The sequence below is a fragment of the Streptomyces sp. BB1-1-1 genome (genome assembly GCF_031597775.1).
GTDB classification, from domain to species: domain Bacteria; phylum Actinomycetota; class Actinomycetes; order Streptomycetales; family Streptomycetaceae; genus Streptomyces; species Streptomyces thinghirensis.
This window is the reverse complement of the sequence record NZ_CP134203.1, coordinates 7,964,673-7,979,010: the sequence shown is the minus strand read 5'-3', so window position 1 is coordinate 7,979,010 and position 14,338 is coordinate 7,964,673. Positions and strand designations below refer to the sequence as shown.

At 71.7% G+C, this 14,338-nt stretch carries 14 protein-coding genes; 8 read left to right on the top strand and 6 right to left on the bottom strand.

What is annotated here, in order from left to right:
* Positions 1-305 precede the first annotated feature (305 nt).
* The 5 genes from RI578_RS36630 (at position 306) to RI578_RS36610 (ending at position 5,763) form a co-directional block, all read left to right on the top strand.
* Complete coding sequence (locus tag RI578_RS36630) at positions 306-1,058, top strand: sulfite exporter TauE/SafE family protein (protein ID WP_310875102.1); 753 nt, start codon at positions 306-308, stop codon at positions 1,056-1,058.
* A 124-nt stretch (positions 1,059-1,182) separates the two neighbouring features.
* Complete coding sequence (locus tag RI578_RS36625) at positions 1,183-2,646, top strand: cytochrome P450 (RefSeq protein WP_310875101.1); 1,464 nt, start codon at positions 1,183-1,185, stop codon at positions 2,644-2,646.
* 168 nt (positions 2,647-2,814) lie between these two features.
* On the top strand, positions 2,815-3,543 hold the full coding sequence (locus RI578_RS36620; RefSeq protein WP_310875100.1) for a trypsin-like serine protease: 729 nt from the start codon (positions 2,815-2,817) through the stop codon (positions 3,541-3,543).
* 125 nt (positions 3,544-3,668) lie between these two features.
* Positions 3,669-4,505, top strand: coding sequence for an ATP-binding cassette domain-containing protein (locus RI578_RS36615; protein WP_310875099.1), 837 nt, complete (start codon positions 3,669-3,671; stop codon positions 4,503-4,505).
* Positions 4,506-4,797: 292 nt separating this feature from the next.
* A complete protein-coding gene (locus RI578_RS36610) occupies positions 4,798-5,763 on the top strand; it encodes a YihY/virulence factor BrkB family protein (protein WP_310875098.1) in 966 nt (321 codons plus the stop codon).
* A gap of 46 nt (positions 5,764-5,809) precedes the next feature.
* Here the strand turns inward: RI578_RS36610 and RI578_RS36605 are convergent, their stop codons facing one another.
* From RI578_RS36605 to RI578_RS36590, 4 genes are all read right to left on the bottom strand, one after another.
* The gene (locus RI578_RS36605; protein WP_310875097.1) at positions 5,810-6,685 is read right to left on the bottom strand and encodes an oxygenase MpaB family protein; all 876 of its coding nucleotides are present in this window, start codon (positions 6,683-6,685) and stop codon (positions 5,810-5,812) included.
* A gap of 80 nt (positions 6,686-6,765) precedes the next feature.
* Complete coding sequence (locus tag RI578_RS36600; RefSeq protein WP_310875096.1) at positions 6,766-7,131, bottom strand: transglycosylase family protein; 366 nt, start codon at positions 7,129-7,131, stop codon at positions 6,766-6,768.
* A gap of 103 nt (positions 7,132-7,234) precedes the next feature.
* Complete coding sequence (locus tag RI578_RS36595; protein ID WP_310875095.1) at positions 7,235-8,713, bottom strand: sialate:H+ symport family MFS transporter; 1,479 nt, start codon at positions 8,711-8,713, stop codon at positions 7,235-7,237.
* An 88-nt stretch (positions 8,714-8,801) separates the two neighbouring features.
* Positions 8,802-9,731 (bottom strand): dihydrodipicolinate synthase family protein, encoded by a 930-nt coding sequence (locus RI578_RS36590; RefSeq protein ID WP_310875094.1) that lies wholly within the window; start codon positions 9,729-9,731, stop codon positions 8,802-8,804.
* 316 nt (positions 9,732-10,047) lie between these two features.
* On the opposite strand from RI578_RS36590, the gene RI578_RS36585 reads away from it, so the two are divergent.
* A complete protein-coding gene (locus tag RI578_RS36585; RefSeq protein ID WP_310875093.1) occupies positions 10,048-10,536 on the top strand; it encodes a DUF5949 family protein in 489 nt (162 codons plus the stop codon).
* Positions 10,537-10,575: 39 nt separating this feature from the next.
* On the opposite strand, the gene RI578_RS36580 is transcribed toward RI578_RS36585, so the two are convergent.
* Both RI578_RS36580 and RI578_RS36575 read right to left on the bottom strand, forming a co-directional pair.
* On the bottom strand, positions 10,576-11,112 hold the full coding sequence (locus RI578_RS36580; RefSeq protein WP_310875092.1) for an isochorismatase family cysteine hydrolase: 537 nt from the start codon (positions 11,110-11,112) through the stop codon (positions 10,576-10,578).
* Positions 11,113-11,188: 76 nt separating this feature from the next.
* Entirely contained in the window at positions 11,189-11,983 is a 795-nt protein-coding gene (locus RI578_RS36575; RefSeq protein WP_310875957.1) for a restriction endonuclease, read from the bottom strand.
* Between the two features lie 142 nt (positions 11,984-12,125).
* Here RI578_RS36575 and RI578_RS36570 point away from each other — a divergent pair, with 142 nt between their 5' ends.
* The gene (locus RI578_RS36570) at positions 12,126-13,196 is read left to right on the top strand and encodes a right-handed parallel beta-helix repeat-containing protein (protein WP_310875091.1); all 1,071 of its coding nucleotides are present in this window, start codon (positions 12,126-12,128) and stop codon (positions 13,194-13,196) included.
* 49 nt (positions 13,197-13,245) lie between these two features.
* On the top strand, positions 13,246-14,274 hold the full coding sequence (locus RI578_RS36565; RefSeq protein ID WP_310875090.1) for a methyltransferase: 1,029 nt from the start codon (positions 13,246-13,248) through the stop codon (positions 14,272-14,274).
* Positions 14,275-14,338 lie beyond the last annotated feature (64 nt).

Genomic DNA, 14,338 nt, shown 5'->3' with positions numbered 1-14,338 from the left:
CGGCTTGCTGGATTCCCGTCTACGCGGGCGGCCCGGTGGACTGCCCGCACCGGGGTTGCCGTCCGGGCTGTCCCTGAAGTCGGGGATGCGGCATTTCACCCATCCGCCCGCTCCGCAAACGCGGTGATCGTATCACCGCGTGATCAGGTGAATTTACGTCAAGAAGTGTTCAACCAGGACCGGTTGGGACCGGCATCTGGATCGACTCGGGCGGTGGGTACAGTCGGCCCCGTGAAAGATGCACAAGACACCTTCCGGCCGGGTCCGTGGGCGGCGCGGGGCGGCACGGGGTGACGCCGGAGGCCATGGCCGCCGTGTTCACGGCGGGCGTCGGGGCCGGGGCGATCAACAGCGTCGTCGGCTCCGGAACCCTGATCACCTTTCCCGTACTGCTGGCGACGGGGCTGTCCCCCGTCACCGCCACGGTCTCCAACGCGCTCGGCCTCATCCCCGGCTCCATCAGCGGGGCGATCGGCTACCGGAAGGAGCTTCGCGGCCAGCGCCGGCGCATCCTGAAACTGGGCGTCGGCGCGCTCATCGGCGGCCTCGCCGGCGCCACGCTGCTGCTGGCGCTGCCGGCCGACGCGTTCGAGACGATCGTGCCGGTCCTGGTGGGTCTGGCCCTGGTGCTGGTGGCACTCCAGCCCCGGATCGGCAGGCTGGTGCAACGCCGCCGCGAACGCACCGGCAACTCCCCCCGCCGTGACGGCGGCCCACTGCTGTTCACCGGCCTGACTCTCGCCAGCGTCTACGGCGGCTACTTCACGGCCGCGCAGGGGATCATCTACCTGTCCCTGATGGGCATGTTCCTCGACGACTCCCTGCAGCGCCTCAACGCCGCCAAGAACGTGCTGGCCGCCATCGTCAACACCGTCGCCGCGCTCTTCTTCCTCTTCGCCGCGGACTTCGACTGGACGGCCGTCGCGCTCATCGCGGTCGGCTCCGCCCTCGGCGGTTACCTCGGAGCCAAGGTGGGCCGCCGCTTCAGCCCGCTGGTCCTGCGGATACTGGTCGTGGCGGTCGGCACCGTCGCCCTCGTGCAGCTGCTGCTCCGCTGACCCGGCAGCGGGCCCGCGGCGTACTCGGGTACGTGAGTACGTGGGTACGTGGGTTGAAAGGCGACCGGAAGTGGAATGTGCCCCACCGCTCGCCCGCCCACACCCTGACGGCGCCTGACGGGCCGTGGCGAACACCACGCCCTCGCGCGGATTGTTCCGGGCGGTGATCAGGGAAGCCATGGAGGCGCCCAAGATCGACTCGAAGGGACGCACCCTCGTGACGCTCGTAGCGCCTCCCCCCATACCCAGAGCAGCGGGCTCGCTGCCGCTTCTGGGTCACGCGATACAGCTCCTGCGCGACAACCTCGGCTTCATCGCCTCACTGCGCGCCTCCTACGGACCGCTCGTCGAGATAACCCTCCAGCCCGGCACCCGCACACTGGTCGTCCAGGACCCCGACCTCATCCGCACCATGCTGACCGACCTCGGACCCAGCCTCGACAAGGGGCGGTTCTTCGAGAAGATGGGCCAGTTGCTGGGCGACTCCGTCGTCACCGCGGCCGGCCAGGCCCACGTCCGCAGACGACGCCAGCTCCAACCGGCCTTCGCCCGCGACGAGATCGCCCGCTACGTCGACACCATGCGCGGCGAGACCGAGGCCGCCGTCGCCGGCTGGGCCCCGGGCCGCGTACTCGACGTGCGCGAGGCCATGGTCGGGCTCAGCCTGAACATGCTGGCCAAGACCGTCTTCTCCGGCAGCCTCGACGACACCACGTTCCGTCGGCTGCGCGCGGACCTCTCGGTGGTGATGAACGGCGTCGGCGCCCGGGTCATGCTGCCCGACTGGATCGAGCGCCTGCCGCTGCCCGTCAACCGCCGCTTCACCGCGGCACGCGACGCCGTACGGGCCACCATCGACCGGGCCGTCACCGACCTCCAGGCCTCCGGCCACGACACCGGCGACATGCTCTCCCTGCTCCTGCGCACCACCGACGAGGAGACCGGCCGACCGCTGACCGGCCACCAGATCTCCTCCGAGATCCTCACCCTGGCCGTGGCCGGCACCGAGACCACCGCCTCGGTGCTGTCCTGGGTGCTGTACGAGCTCGCCCGGAACCCCGGTGTGGAGGCGCGGGTGCTGGACGAACTCGACGAGGTGCTCGGCGACCGGCCGGTCACCTTCGACGACCTGGGCCGGCTGCCGTACCTGAAGAGGGTCGTCGACGAGACCCTGCGGCTGCACCACACCGGGTGGCTCGTCACCCGCCGCACCGTCGCCGAGACCCGGCTCGGCCCGTGGACCGTGCCCGCCGGGACCGAACTCGCCTACTGCCAGCACGCACTCCACCGCGACCCCGGACTCTTCCCGGATCCGCTGAGGTTCGACCCCGACCGCTGGCTGGACAGCGACCAGCCCCGGCCCACGCACGCGTTCCTGCCCTTCGGCGCGGGCAAGCACAAGTGCATCGGTGACCGGTTCGCCCTCACCGAACTCGTCACCGCCATCGCCACGATCACCCGGCGGGTGCGGCTGGAACCGGCTCCCGGTCGGACGGTGCGGCCCGTCGCCGCGGCCACCGTACGGCCCCGGACCCTGCTGATGACCGTGCGCGACAGAAGGGACGCACCGGCCTCGCCCGCCGGCTGAACCGACTCACCGGGCCGGCCGGCAGGCTCCGCCGGCCGGCCCGGGCCCGCCATAACGGCGCGTTATGACCAGTCGGGATTGGTGGCCGCGGATCCGCGCCCGACATGCTGAGCGGCGCCCCCACACATCAACACGCGCCCCCACGCGTGTCGTCGGAATCGAGGAGCCTTGCGCATATCCAGACTCGTCCCCACCTTGGCGGCCGCTCTCATGGCAGCCCTGCTGTCCGCCCTCGCGCTCGCACCCAGCGCCTCCGCGGCGGAGCCCCGGCCCGGTGACGGCGGCCCCCAGCCGATCATCGGCGGCGGCTACGCGCAGAACGCCCCCTGGGCGGCCCGGCTGTTCTCCAACGGAACCCAGACGTGCTCATCGACCATCATCTCCCCCACCTGGATCCTGACCGCCAAGCACTGCGTGAGCGGCGGAAACCTCTCCTTCCGCATCGGCAGCCTCGACCAGAGCTCCGGCGGCACCGTGGCGAACGGCGTCCAGACCGTCACCCACTCCTCGTCGGACCTCGCGCTGGTCCGGCTCGACCGCTCGGTGTCCGCCTCCTACGCACAGCTCGGGCAGCCGGGCACGGTGCGGGTCGGCCAGGGCGTGCAGGTCTACGGCTGGGGCGCCACCTCCCGGTGCGGCTCGGAGATCAACTGCCAGTCCCGGTACCTGAAGGTCGCCAACCTGACCGTCACCCGCGGCTGCTACGACGCCTACTACGGCCAGGCGATCTGCGCCCGCCCCGGTGACGGCATCACCGCGGGCGGCGACTCCGGCGGCCCGATGATGGCCGGCGGCGTCCAGGTGGGAGTCGCCTCGACCAGCGACCGGCAGACCACCACCGCGTACACGAACGTGACCGCCTACCGCTCGTGGATCCAGTCGGTGGCGGGCGTCTGACCCTGACCCGTCTCCGGCGTGGAGCGGACCGGGCCGTCCAGGAACCGGACGGCCCGGCAGGCGCGTGGTGGATGCATCTACCGTTCCCCGTGAACGATCGGCGTCCCGCGCGAAGGAGTTCCGCTATGGCCGGGCAGACAGTCGAGTCAACGGTGGACGAGTACGAGGCCGCCGTCCTGCGGCTCCAGGACGTCAGCGTCCGCCGCCACACGACGGACCACCTGATCCTCGACGGGGTCGACTGGACGGTCCGGCCGGGAGAGCACTGGGCCCTGCTGGGAGCCAACGGCGCCGGCAAGACCACCCTGCTGCGGCTGCTCGGCGCGCTCATGCACCCCACGACCGGCACCGTCGAGGTCCTCGGCAGCCGGCTCGGTCGGGTGGACGTCCGTGAGCTCCGGGCACGCATCGGCCATGTCAGCTCCGCCCAGCGGGTGCCGCAGGACCTCACCGCCCACGCCGTCGTACTCACCGGCCACAGCGGCACCGTGCAGCCCCTGTGGCGGACGTACGACGACGAGGTCCGGCTCCGGGCCCACGACCTCCTCACCGAACTCGGCATCAAGGAACTGACCGACCGGCCGTACGGTGTCTGCTCGGGCGGGCAGCGGGCGCGCGTCCTCATCGCCAGGGCGCTGATGGCCGACCCGGCCCTGCTGCTCCTGGACGAGCCGTTCAACGCCCTGGACCTGCCGTCCCGCGAGGATCTCGTCGAGGCCATGCACCAACTGGCCGAGGGGCGCCGGCGACTGGCCACCGTGACGGTCACCCACCATCTGGAGGAGCTGTTCCCGGCCGTCAGCCACGGCCTGCTGCTGCGCGAGGGCCGGGTCCTGTCCCAGGGGGCCGTGGACGGTGTCCTGACCGACTCCCTCCTGACCGCCTGCTTCGGCCGCGACATCACGGTGTCCCGGCGCGACGGGCGCTGGTCGGCCTACTCGGGGCGCCGAAGCCACGCCTAGGGAGTGTCGTTCGGAGCCGTGCGAGGGGCGGCCCCGGACGTATCGGCTCACCGAACGTCCGGGGCCGCCCCTCGGCTCCCCCGCCGGGGACTGCCCGTCCGCCGGCCGGCGGAAACGGGAGGCGGGGGTGGAGGGCACGAGTGCGCGCCCACGGGTGACCCCGGTCAACACGGCGACGCCGTCGGGGTGCGAGGTCGTCCCGTGCGCGCTGCCGGCTCGTTCACGGGGCATGCGCACGGGTGGAGGACCTCCGCCTCGCCCGTCCCGCCCCGACACGAGGAGCAGCCGCACCGTGGGAACCGCCGTTCACGTCCCGCAGACCCGGGACATGCTCGGAGACGAACTCTCCGGCGACGAAGCCCTGACCGCCCTGCGCCGGTACGGCGGCCTGCGGCTGCTGACCGACTCCTTCGCCCGGTTCCGTTACGCGGACGGTTTCACCAACGCGCGGGCCCTCGCCTTCCAGGTGGTGCTCGGCCTGGTCCCGTTCACCATCGTGCTCGTCGGCCTCGCCACGTCGGTCCACACCGAGGGTGTGGGACGGGTCATCGAGCTCACCCTCGGCCGGATCGTGCCGGGCGCCAGCGCCGACGTCGTGGAGAAGGCGTTCGAGGGCACCCGACGCAGTGCCGACAGTGACGCGTGGAGCACGCTCGCACTGTGGCTGGGACTGGCGTTCGCCGTACTGAACCTCGCTTCGGCCATGGGCCAGATCGAGCGCGGCGCCAACCGCATCTACGGCATCGAGCGCGACCGCCCCGTCCACCGCAAGTACGCGAGGGCGCTGGTGCTCGCGCTCACCGCCGGCCTGCCCATGGTGCTGGGGTTCCTCGTGCTCGTCGCCGGTGAGGCCGTCGGGGACGCCGTGGCCCGCTCCGTCGGCGACCGGGACGGCGGCACCGGGTGGTGGAGCGTGCTGGAGTTGCCGGCGGGACTGCTGCTGGCCTGGGTCGCCTCGGCGGTGATCCTGCGCTGGTCGCCCCGCCGCGACCAGCCCGGCTACACCTGGCTGGCCTTCGGCTCTGCGGTCCACCTCGTGCTGTGGATCTCGGCGACCTGGCTGCTCGCGCTGTACGTCGGGCACAGCGGCGCCTTCGGTGCCGTCTACGGTCCGCTGACCGCCTTCATCGCGCTGCTGCTGTGGGCGAACCTCACCGCCGTGGCGCTCTTCCTCGGCATCGCGTTCGCCGCGCAGCTGGAGGCGGCCCGAGCCGGCATCCGTACGCCGGTGCGGCCGGATCCCGGGCCGGGAGACTGACGGTCCCGTCGGTGACGACCGGGGAGCCCGGGAAGCCGGCCCGGGACTACGCGGCGTCGCGGGGCGGAGTGAGCGCCCAGCGGATTCCGGCGGTCACGGCCACGCCGAGCGGGCGTACGCACACACCCTCGGCCGGAGGGACGCGGGGCAGCCACAGGGCGCGCGAGGCCCAGCCCGGCAGGAGCGAGACCGCGTTGGCGGCGATGACCGCGTACGGGAGGCGCGCGAGCAGCGGCACGGGCGGATTGAGCAGCAGGAACCGCGCGGTGCTGCGCGCCTCGCCGGTCGCGCGCAGTTCGCCGCGGTAGGCGGCCAGTCGCTCCGTGAGTCCGGCGCGGTCCACGGGCGGGTCGGGGACGCCGAGCGCGGTGGCGATGCGCGCCGCGTCGGCCACGTACGCGTCGCACTCGTCGTCGTCGAGGGGCCGGGCGCCGTAGCGCTGGTGGGCGCGCAGGAAGCTGTCGACCTCGGCGACGTGCACCCAGCACAGCAGGTGCGGATCCGCGGCGGCGTAGGCCTGCCCCTCGGAGGTGGTGCCGCGCACGCTGTCGTGCACGGCCCGTACCCGCTCGCACGCCTCCTGTGCGCTGTCGGCCGGTCCATAGGTGGTGACGGCCAGGAAGGTGCTGGTCCGCTGCAGCCGGCCCCAGGGGTCGCCGCGGAACCCGGAGTGCGCGGCGACGGCCGCCATGGCCAGGGGGTGGAGGGACTGGAGCAGCAGGGCGGTCAGGCCCCCGATGAACATCGAGGCGTCCCCGTGCACCCGTCTGATCGGCCGCTCGGGACCGAACCAGCGTGGACCCGGTGTGTCGTGGATGCGGGCACGGTTTCCGGGCCCCTCCGGCCCCGCCACCCTGGAGAAGATCATGTCGCCGAGCCGTGCGCGCGGGGCGGGACGGCTGTTCCCGGGGAGAAGTCCCATGGCTGCCGAGCCCTCCTTCACCCTGGTGCGGACGGGCGGCTCACATGACTACTTCTGCCCGGGTCCGCCGGGCGGGAACGTCAGGCGCAGCCCCAGGCCGACATTCCCTGAAGACGGGCGAGGCGTTCGGCCACCGCGATCTGCTCCCCGCGGGTGGCGAGATCGGCGCGCGGGGCGTACTTGAGGCCGCCGGCCGCGATCCAGCTCGACCGCGCGAACTGCAGGCCGCCGTAGTAGCCGTTGCCGGTGTTGGCCTTCCAGTTGCCGCCGGACTCGCAGGCGGCGATGGCGTCCCAGTCGGTACGCAGGGGGACCGACGGCGTGGCCGCCGCTGCGGTGGGCGTGCCCAGTGCGGTCGCGGCGAACAGGACCACCACCGCGGTCCGGATCCTGCGACCCCGCGAACTGCGCACGCCGCTCTTATGAGCATTTCGTCTACAGATCATACAGAAACTGTTACACCACGTGACGGTGAGGGTGCGCGCCGACCACCGCCTCCTTACGCCGGTCGGAGCACACGGTCCACCGTCCTCGCCGACCCCTCGCCCCCTACCCGCCCGGCGTCGCCGACCGAATGGCAGGCGGGCTGTCCACCACCGCCTCGGAGGCGAGGTAGTCCGGGACCGCCTCCGGGTCGACGAGGCGGTTGAGGCGGCTGGGGACGTCGAAGCCGATCAGCAGGATCACGACGAGTGTCAGCGAGAACGTCAGCACCGCGAGCGACTGCCCCAGGGACATGGCCGACGCCAGCTTGGCCCCGAGCACCGGGGCGACGGCGCCGCCCAGCGCTCCGACGTTGTAGGTGAAGCCCAGGGAGGCCGCCCGGGTCTCGGTCGGGAAGTGCCCGGCGATGAACTTGGGCAGCAGCCCCGAGATGCCCTGCGTACAGGCGAGCATGAGGAAGAGCAGGATGCCAAGCCCGACCTGGCTGTCCCGGATCGCGAAGACGGGGAAGACGAAGGCGATGCCGATCAGCAGGGTGCAGGCGTAGGCCCGGCGGGTGCCGAACCGGTCACCGAGGAAGCCGGTGACGACGCAGCCCGCCATCGTGCCGAACCCGGCGTAGTAGAGCGCGTCGCTGACCTGCGCGGGGGTGAAGCCGAGCTCGGTCTTGAGGTACGTGGGCAGCAGGGCCTGGACCGGCCAGCTGTAGAGGAAGGCGCAGAAGACGGTGACGCAGAGCGCGACGAACAGCAGCCACCGCCTGCGTCCGCCCAATTGCACGGCGAACGCGGTCAGACAGGCCGCCGCGACGACCGAGAGGACGGGCACCGCCCCCGCGCCGAGCGGGGTGAACACCGCGAAGAGCGATCCGGTGGCGACGACGGCGAGGACCGTGTTGACCGTGGCCCGGCGCGGGCCCGCGAACAGCGGCCGGAAGGGGTTCGGCCGTTCACCGGTGGCCCCCACCCGCGCCTCCCAGTCGTCGGCCTCGGGCAGCGCGCGCCGCACCCAGAGCGCGACGACCACGGGGAACAGGCCGATGTAGAACAGCCAGCGCCAGCCGTGTCCCGGCACCACGTGCTCGTAGACCTCGGCCGCCAGGACGCCGCCCAGCGAGAAGCCGGAGATGAGGAAACCCGAGGCGCGGTTGCGCAGCCGGGCGGGCCAGCTCTCCAGGACGTAGGTGGCGCTGGCGCTGTACTCGCCGGCCATGCCCATGCCGATCAGCAGTCGGGCGGCGAACAGGCTGGTGTAGTCCCAGGCGAAGCCGCAGGCGAAGGTACCGATCGAGTACAGCAGGATGCTGGCCACCATGGCGCTCTTGCGGCCGAAGCGGTCGCCGAGCGCGCCGAGCACGGCGCCGCCGAGCCAGCGGGTGATGAAGGCCCCGGAGACCAGGCTCGCGGACTCGACGGTCGACAGTCCGAAGTCGTCGGCGATCTCGGTCAGCACGAGAGTGATCAGGACGAAGTCGAAGCCGTCGAGGAGGTAACCGATCCAGGCGGCGAAGAACGACTTCCACTTCTCCCTGGAGATCTCGCGGTACCAGGGCAGGGCGGTCGGGTTGGTGCGCGCAGATGACATGACGGATCCAATGCGGGTGGGGGGGACGCGCGTCAGGGCCGGCGGGGCGGGGCCGGGGGGGGCGGGCCGGTCGCCCGTGCCCCCGGTGTCACAGGAGGCCGGCCTCGGCCAGTCGGCCGCGGATCCGGGCCAGGGCCGTCTCGTCGAGCGGTACCTGCGGTGCCGCGGTGGCCGCGCAGTCGATGTGGCCGAGCAGGTGGGCGGCGGCCTTGAAGGCGCCCAGCGCGGCGGAGCTGGGGCCCATCAGGGCCGGATCGCCCGCCTCGGTGAGGCCGAACAGGAGGGCGAGCCGGTCCTGTTCGGCCCTGGCGGCGGCCCAGTCGCCGGCGCGGGCGGCCTCGTAGAGCCGTACGTAGCCGTGGGCGTCGACGTTGCCCAGGCCGGGCACCACCCCGTCGGCCCCCGCGAGCAGCGCGCAGTCGACGGTGAGTTCGGAGCCGGTGAGCACCGAGAAGTGGGGTGCGCGCCGGCGCAGTTCGACCAGGAGGCGGCGCAGGGAGCCCTCGTCGCCGCTGGAGTCCTTGAGCCCGGCGAGGGTGCCGTCGCCGGCCAGGCCGAGCACCACGTCGCGGGGCAGCTTGGTGTGCACGGCGACCGGGATGTCGTAGGCGAACAGCGGCAGGTCGGCGCCCGCGCGGATCCGCCGGAAATGGTCCGCGATCTCGACGGGGTGCGTTCGGGTGTAGAAGGGCGCCGTGGCCACGAGCGCGTCGGCGCCCACCCGTACGGCGTCGGCCGCCCGGTCCAGTACCCGGGCGGTGGTCATGTCGATGATCCCGGCCAATACGGGGACGCGGCCGGCCGCGGTGTCCACGGCTGCCTCGAGGGCGGTCAGCCGCTGGGCGTCCGTGAGGTAGGCGGCCTCACCGCTGGACCCCAGCAGGAACAGGCCGTGCACACCGGCCGAGATCAGGTGCTCGGTGAGCCGGCGCACCGAGGCGGTGTCCACCTCCCCTGCCGGGGTGAGGGGGGTGACGAGCGGGGGGACGACGCCTCGCAGCGGCGCGGGGAAGGGCATGCGGTACTCCAGGTCGTGCTGTTTCCGCCCCGGGCGGTGGCGGGCAGCACCTCGCCTGTCACCCGGGGCATGGGGACGTAGGATCTCAGTCCCTCCAGGCGCTGCACATCGTCGAGATCAGGAGCGGCTTCGGGACCTACATCGGCACCATGTCGCTGGAGGCGGGGTTCATGCACCGGCATTTCGACGACATCCGCAGCCGGCTGTCGCGGCACTGAGCGCGCGCACCCCTCGTTCGTGTGAAGAAACGGGACGACGTCCGCCAGTCGAGTGAGAGCCGGGCGGGGACGTCCCGGCGCGCCCTTACGGTTTCGCGGTGACCTCGATCTCAACTGACACGCGCCCCCTGCGAACCGCCGACCTCGGCACGCTCGTCATCATGTCCTGGAGCCGTGAGACCCCCGACGGCGACGTCCCCTTCCTCCTCGCCTGCTCGCTCGGCGACGGGGAGGGCGGCCCGGAGGCGTCCCGGGCGGCCGTCGAACGGCTGCTGCGACACTCCGGACTCTCCGTGGGCGACGGTGTCCTCGACGCGACACGCCTGCCGAACCTGCCGGTCAGCCTGCTGGTCGTACCGGGCGCGGCGGCACTCACCATGCCGGGTGTCAACGCCCAGTTCGTCCCCACGCCCGAGTGGCGTACGGCGGTGGACAAGCGCGGGTACGCCTGCCTGATCTTCGCCACGCGCCCCTGGTCCGACGGGGAGCCCGGCGACGGCGAGGCGGTCGCCGCCTTCGCGAACGACGAGGACACGCTCACGTCGGCCGCGCAGGTCATCCTGCCCGCGCGCAGCCTCCGGAACTGACGGGCCGGGACCGGCGGGGGCCCGCGTCAGCGGATCGCCTCACGTCCACAACTCGCCGCTGTCGCACAGCCGGGCGCCCATGTTCCGCTGCATCATGCGCAGCGCGGCGTCCGCGAGGTCGGCGTGGATGTGGGCGACCGCGTCGCGCGGAACGATGACCTGCAAGTGGCGGATGTGGGCGTCGAGCGCCGAGTAGAGCACGCACTGTTCGGTCACCTGTCCGCACAGCACCAGCCGGTCGATCCCCTGTTGGTGGAGCAGATACGTCAACGGCGTCTCGTAGAAGATCGAGTGGCGTGCCTTGACCACGAAGAGGGAGGCGTCGTCGGGACGCAGCGGCTCGACGAGGCGGGCGTGCGGTCCCGAGAGGGCCTTGTCGACGATCTCACCGTGGTGCGAACGCCACTCCCCGAAGTTGTCGTTGACGTAGATCACGGGGACGCCCTGCCGCCGCGCCCGCTGCAGCAGGCCGGTCTGCGCCGGGAGCACGGACTCCACGGCGGGAATCAGCGAGTCGGCGTCCTCGTGATCGTAGGTGTTGATCATGTCGATGACGATCAGCGCGGTCTTGCCCATGATGACAAGGTTGCCACTGGACGGCGAAAGATCCGCCCTTCCCGGGCCGACGGCGGGGCGGGCAGGACACGGCAGGTCACCGGGAGTACCGGTCCGCGGGTTCCGCCTCTTCCTCCACGAGGTCGCTCGGAGCCCACGGCGGCGGCCCCAGCCCCTCGCTCCAGTCACGCAGTTGGTTCTCGTTCACGCAGAGTATTCCGCACTGTTCGGCGTACTCGGCGGCCGGAGCAGTGAAGTCGCTGCTGGTGACGACGACCGCGACGTCGGCCTCGTGGACGGTGAAGCAGGTACCGCCGAAGCGCTGGAGGTCCTGGGAGCCGACCTTGTTCTCGTCGTCGTAGCGCTTGCACTGGATGACGACGCGGCGGCCGTCGGGAGCCATCGCCACGACATCCGCGCCGAGGTCGCCCGCTCCGCCCACGACCTCCACCTCGGCGCAGCCGTCCCGTACGCACAGATCGGCTATCGCCTGCTCGAACTCGTCGGGGCTGAGCCGCTCGTGGTCGGCGACCGCCTCCGTCGCGGACTCCTCGACGCCGTGCGCCTCCTGTGCCGGCGCGGCCGTCGGCGTCTCCAGTGCGTCCAGGGCCGTGGCCGTGGCCTCCTCCAGGGCGCCCGTGGCCCGGCGCGCCACTCTCCTCGGGGAGAACCCGGCTCTCCTGCGCAAGCAGACGATGCCTGCCACCACTCCCCCGAGCACCAGGACGACGGCCCAGGCGGGGCGCCGCTCCGCGACGTCGAGCGCCATCCGCACGACCCATCCCACGACGCTCAGGCCGACGGCGGCGAGCCCGAAGAGCATGGCCGTCGCGCGGAGGTCGAAGCGGCGTCCCGGGCGTCGCGGGCGTATGCGGCGTTCAGGCACGGTCACGGTGGTCATTCCTCCCTGGGGCCGACATGAAGATCACTTACGCCGTCTGCCCAAGAACCACCGGTTCACCGTCCGTTCATGACACGCCGTCGGATGGCTCATCCCTCCCGTGCGAGAATCTTTCGGGCATAACGTGCTGAATATGAAGAAATGCCATGTCGTGTACCTGGTGTGCACCGCAGCGATGATCGGAACGGGGCTCGGTGCGGCTCCGGCGTCCGCCGGCCACATGACCCACGTGGTCCACCCCGGCGAATCGATCCAGAAGGCAGTGGACGCTGCCGACCCCGGCGACACCGTTCTCGTCACACCCGGCACGTACCACGAGAGCGTCAAGGTGAGCACGCCCGGGCTCACCCTGCGCGGCCTGGGCCGCGGCGCGGTCATCAAGCCGAGCACGGAGAAGGCCACCGACAACACCTGTGCCGAGGGCGGCAACGGCATCTGTGTGATCGGGACGAAGGACGAGAACGTCAAGGGCGTCACCGTCGCCAACCTGACGGTGACCGGCTTCAAGCGCACCGGCCTGTTCTCGATGGGCACCGACGGGCTCACGGTGCGGAACGTGACGGCGGTGAAGAACGGCGTCTGGGGCATCGCCCAGGAGCGGTCGATCCACGGCACCTTCCGGGACAACACCGCCCGCGACAACGGCGACGCCGGCATCTTCCTCGCCAACACCATCAAGGCCGAGGAAGGCGCCGCGGACACCGAGGGCACGGTCGTCGAGCACAACCGGGTCGAGGGCAACCGGATCGGCGTCACCGTCCGGCGCCTGCGCAACCTCGCCGTCGCGGACAACTACATCGGCGGCAACTGCGCCGGCGTGTTCGTCGTCGGCGACGAGAACAAGCCCAAGGCCGGCGACCTGGTCGTGCGCGACAACTACGTCGTGCGCAACAACAAGTCCTGCCCGAAGACCGACCGGCTGGAGGCGCTGCAGGGTTCGGGCATCGTGCTGACCGGCGTCGAGAAGGTCCTGGTCGCCGACAACACGGTCGAGGGCAACGCCGGCAAGTCGTCGATGTCGGGCGGCATCGTCCTGGCCAAGAGCATGGTGGGCACCGGCAACTCGGACAACGAGGTCAACGGCAACAGGCTGCGCGACAACTCGCCCGCCGACCTCGTCCACCCCGAGACCGGGGACACCGCCAAGACCAACACCTTCGAAGGCAACACCTGCGGGGCCTCCAAGCCCGCGGGACTGTGCTGACCGGCCGGCCGTAGCCACCCGTGGACCGAAGCAGGAAGGAAAGCGGCACATGACGACCGCACAGACTGCCCCTCCCCCGCCCATGCGGCTGAGGGAGCTCGCGTTCGGGGCGGCATGTGCCGCCGCCCTCCGCGCGGCCGCCCGGCTCGGTGTCGCCGACGCGCTCGGCGACACCCCCATGGCCGTGGAGGACCTCGCGGCCTCGGTGAAGACCGAGCCCAGGCCGCTGCGCCGGCTGCTGCGTGCCCTGACCTGCTACGGCGTCTTCGCCGAGCGGAAGGACGGGACGTTCACGCACACCGACATGTCCCTGCTGCTGCGGGAGGACGACCCGCACAGCCTGCGCTACATCACCCTGTGGTGCACCGAGCCGTGGACCTGGGACGCGTGGCCCCAGCTCGACGAGGCGGTGCGCACCGGCCACAACGTCGTCGAGGGCCTGTACGGCAAGGAGTTCTTCACCTACCTCAACGAGGACGCTCCCGAGTCGGCCGAGGTCTTCAACCGCGCCATGACCACCTCCAGCCGGCAGTCGGCCCAGGACGTCGCGGCGCTCCTCGACCTGTCGGGGAGCACGTCGGTCGCGGACATCGGCGGCGGCCAGGGGCACGTGGTGGCGAGCCTGCTGGAGAAGTACCCGTCGATGCACGGCACCCTGCTCGACCTGCCGCGGGTGGTGGAGAACGCCGACCCGCGGCTGCGCGAGGGCGGATCGCTCGCGGACCGGGTGCGGATCGTGCCGGGCGACTGCCGGGTGGCCGTCCCCGTCCAGGCCGATGTGTACATCATCAAGAACATCCTGGAGTGGGACGACGACAGCACCGCCCGTGCCCTGCGCAACGTCATGGCGGCGGGCGGGCCCGGGGCGCGCGTCGTGGTCATCGAGAACCTCGTCGACGACACGCCCTCGATGCGGTTCAGCACCGCCATGGACCTGCTGCTGCTCCTCAACGTGGGCGGTGCGAAGCACACCACCGACAGCATGGTCGGCCGGCTGACCGACGCGGGCCTCGTCATCGACGACATCCGCCCGGTCAACCCCTACCTGCACGCGTTCGACTGCACGGTGCCCGAGTGAGCTGACCGGGAGACGCGGCACGTCGGCCGCCGGACCGCTGCGCGCGGTCCGGCGGCCGACGTGT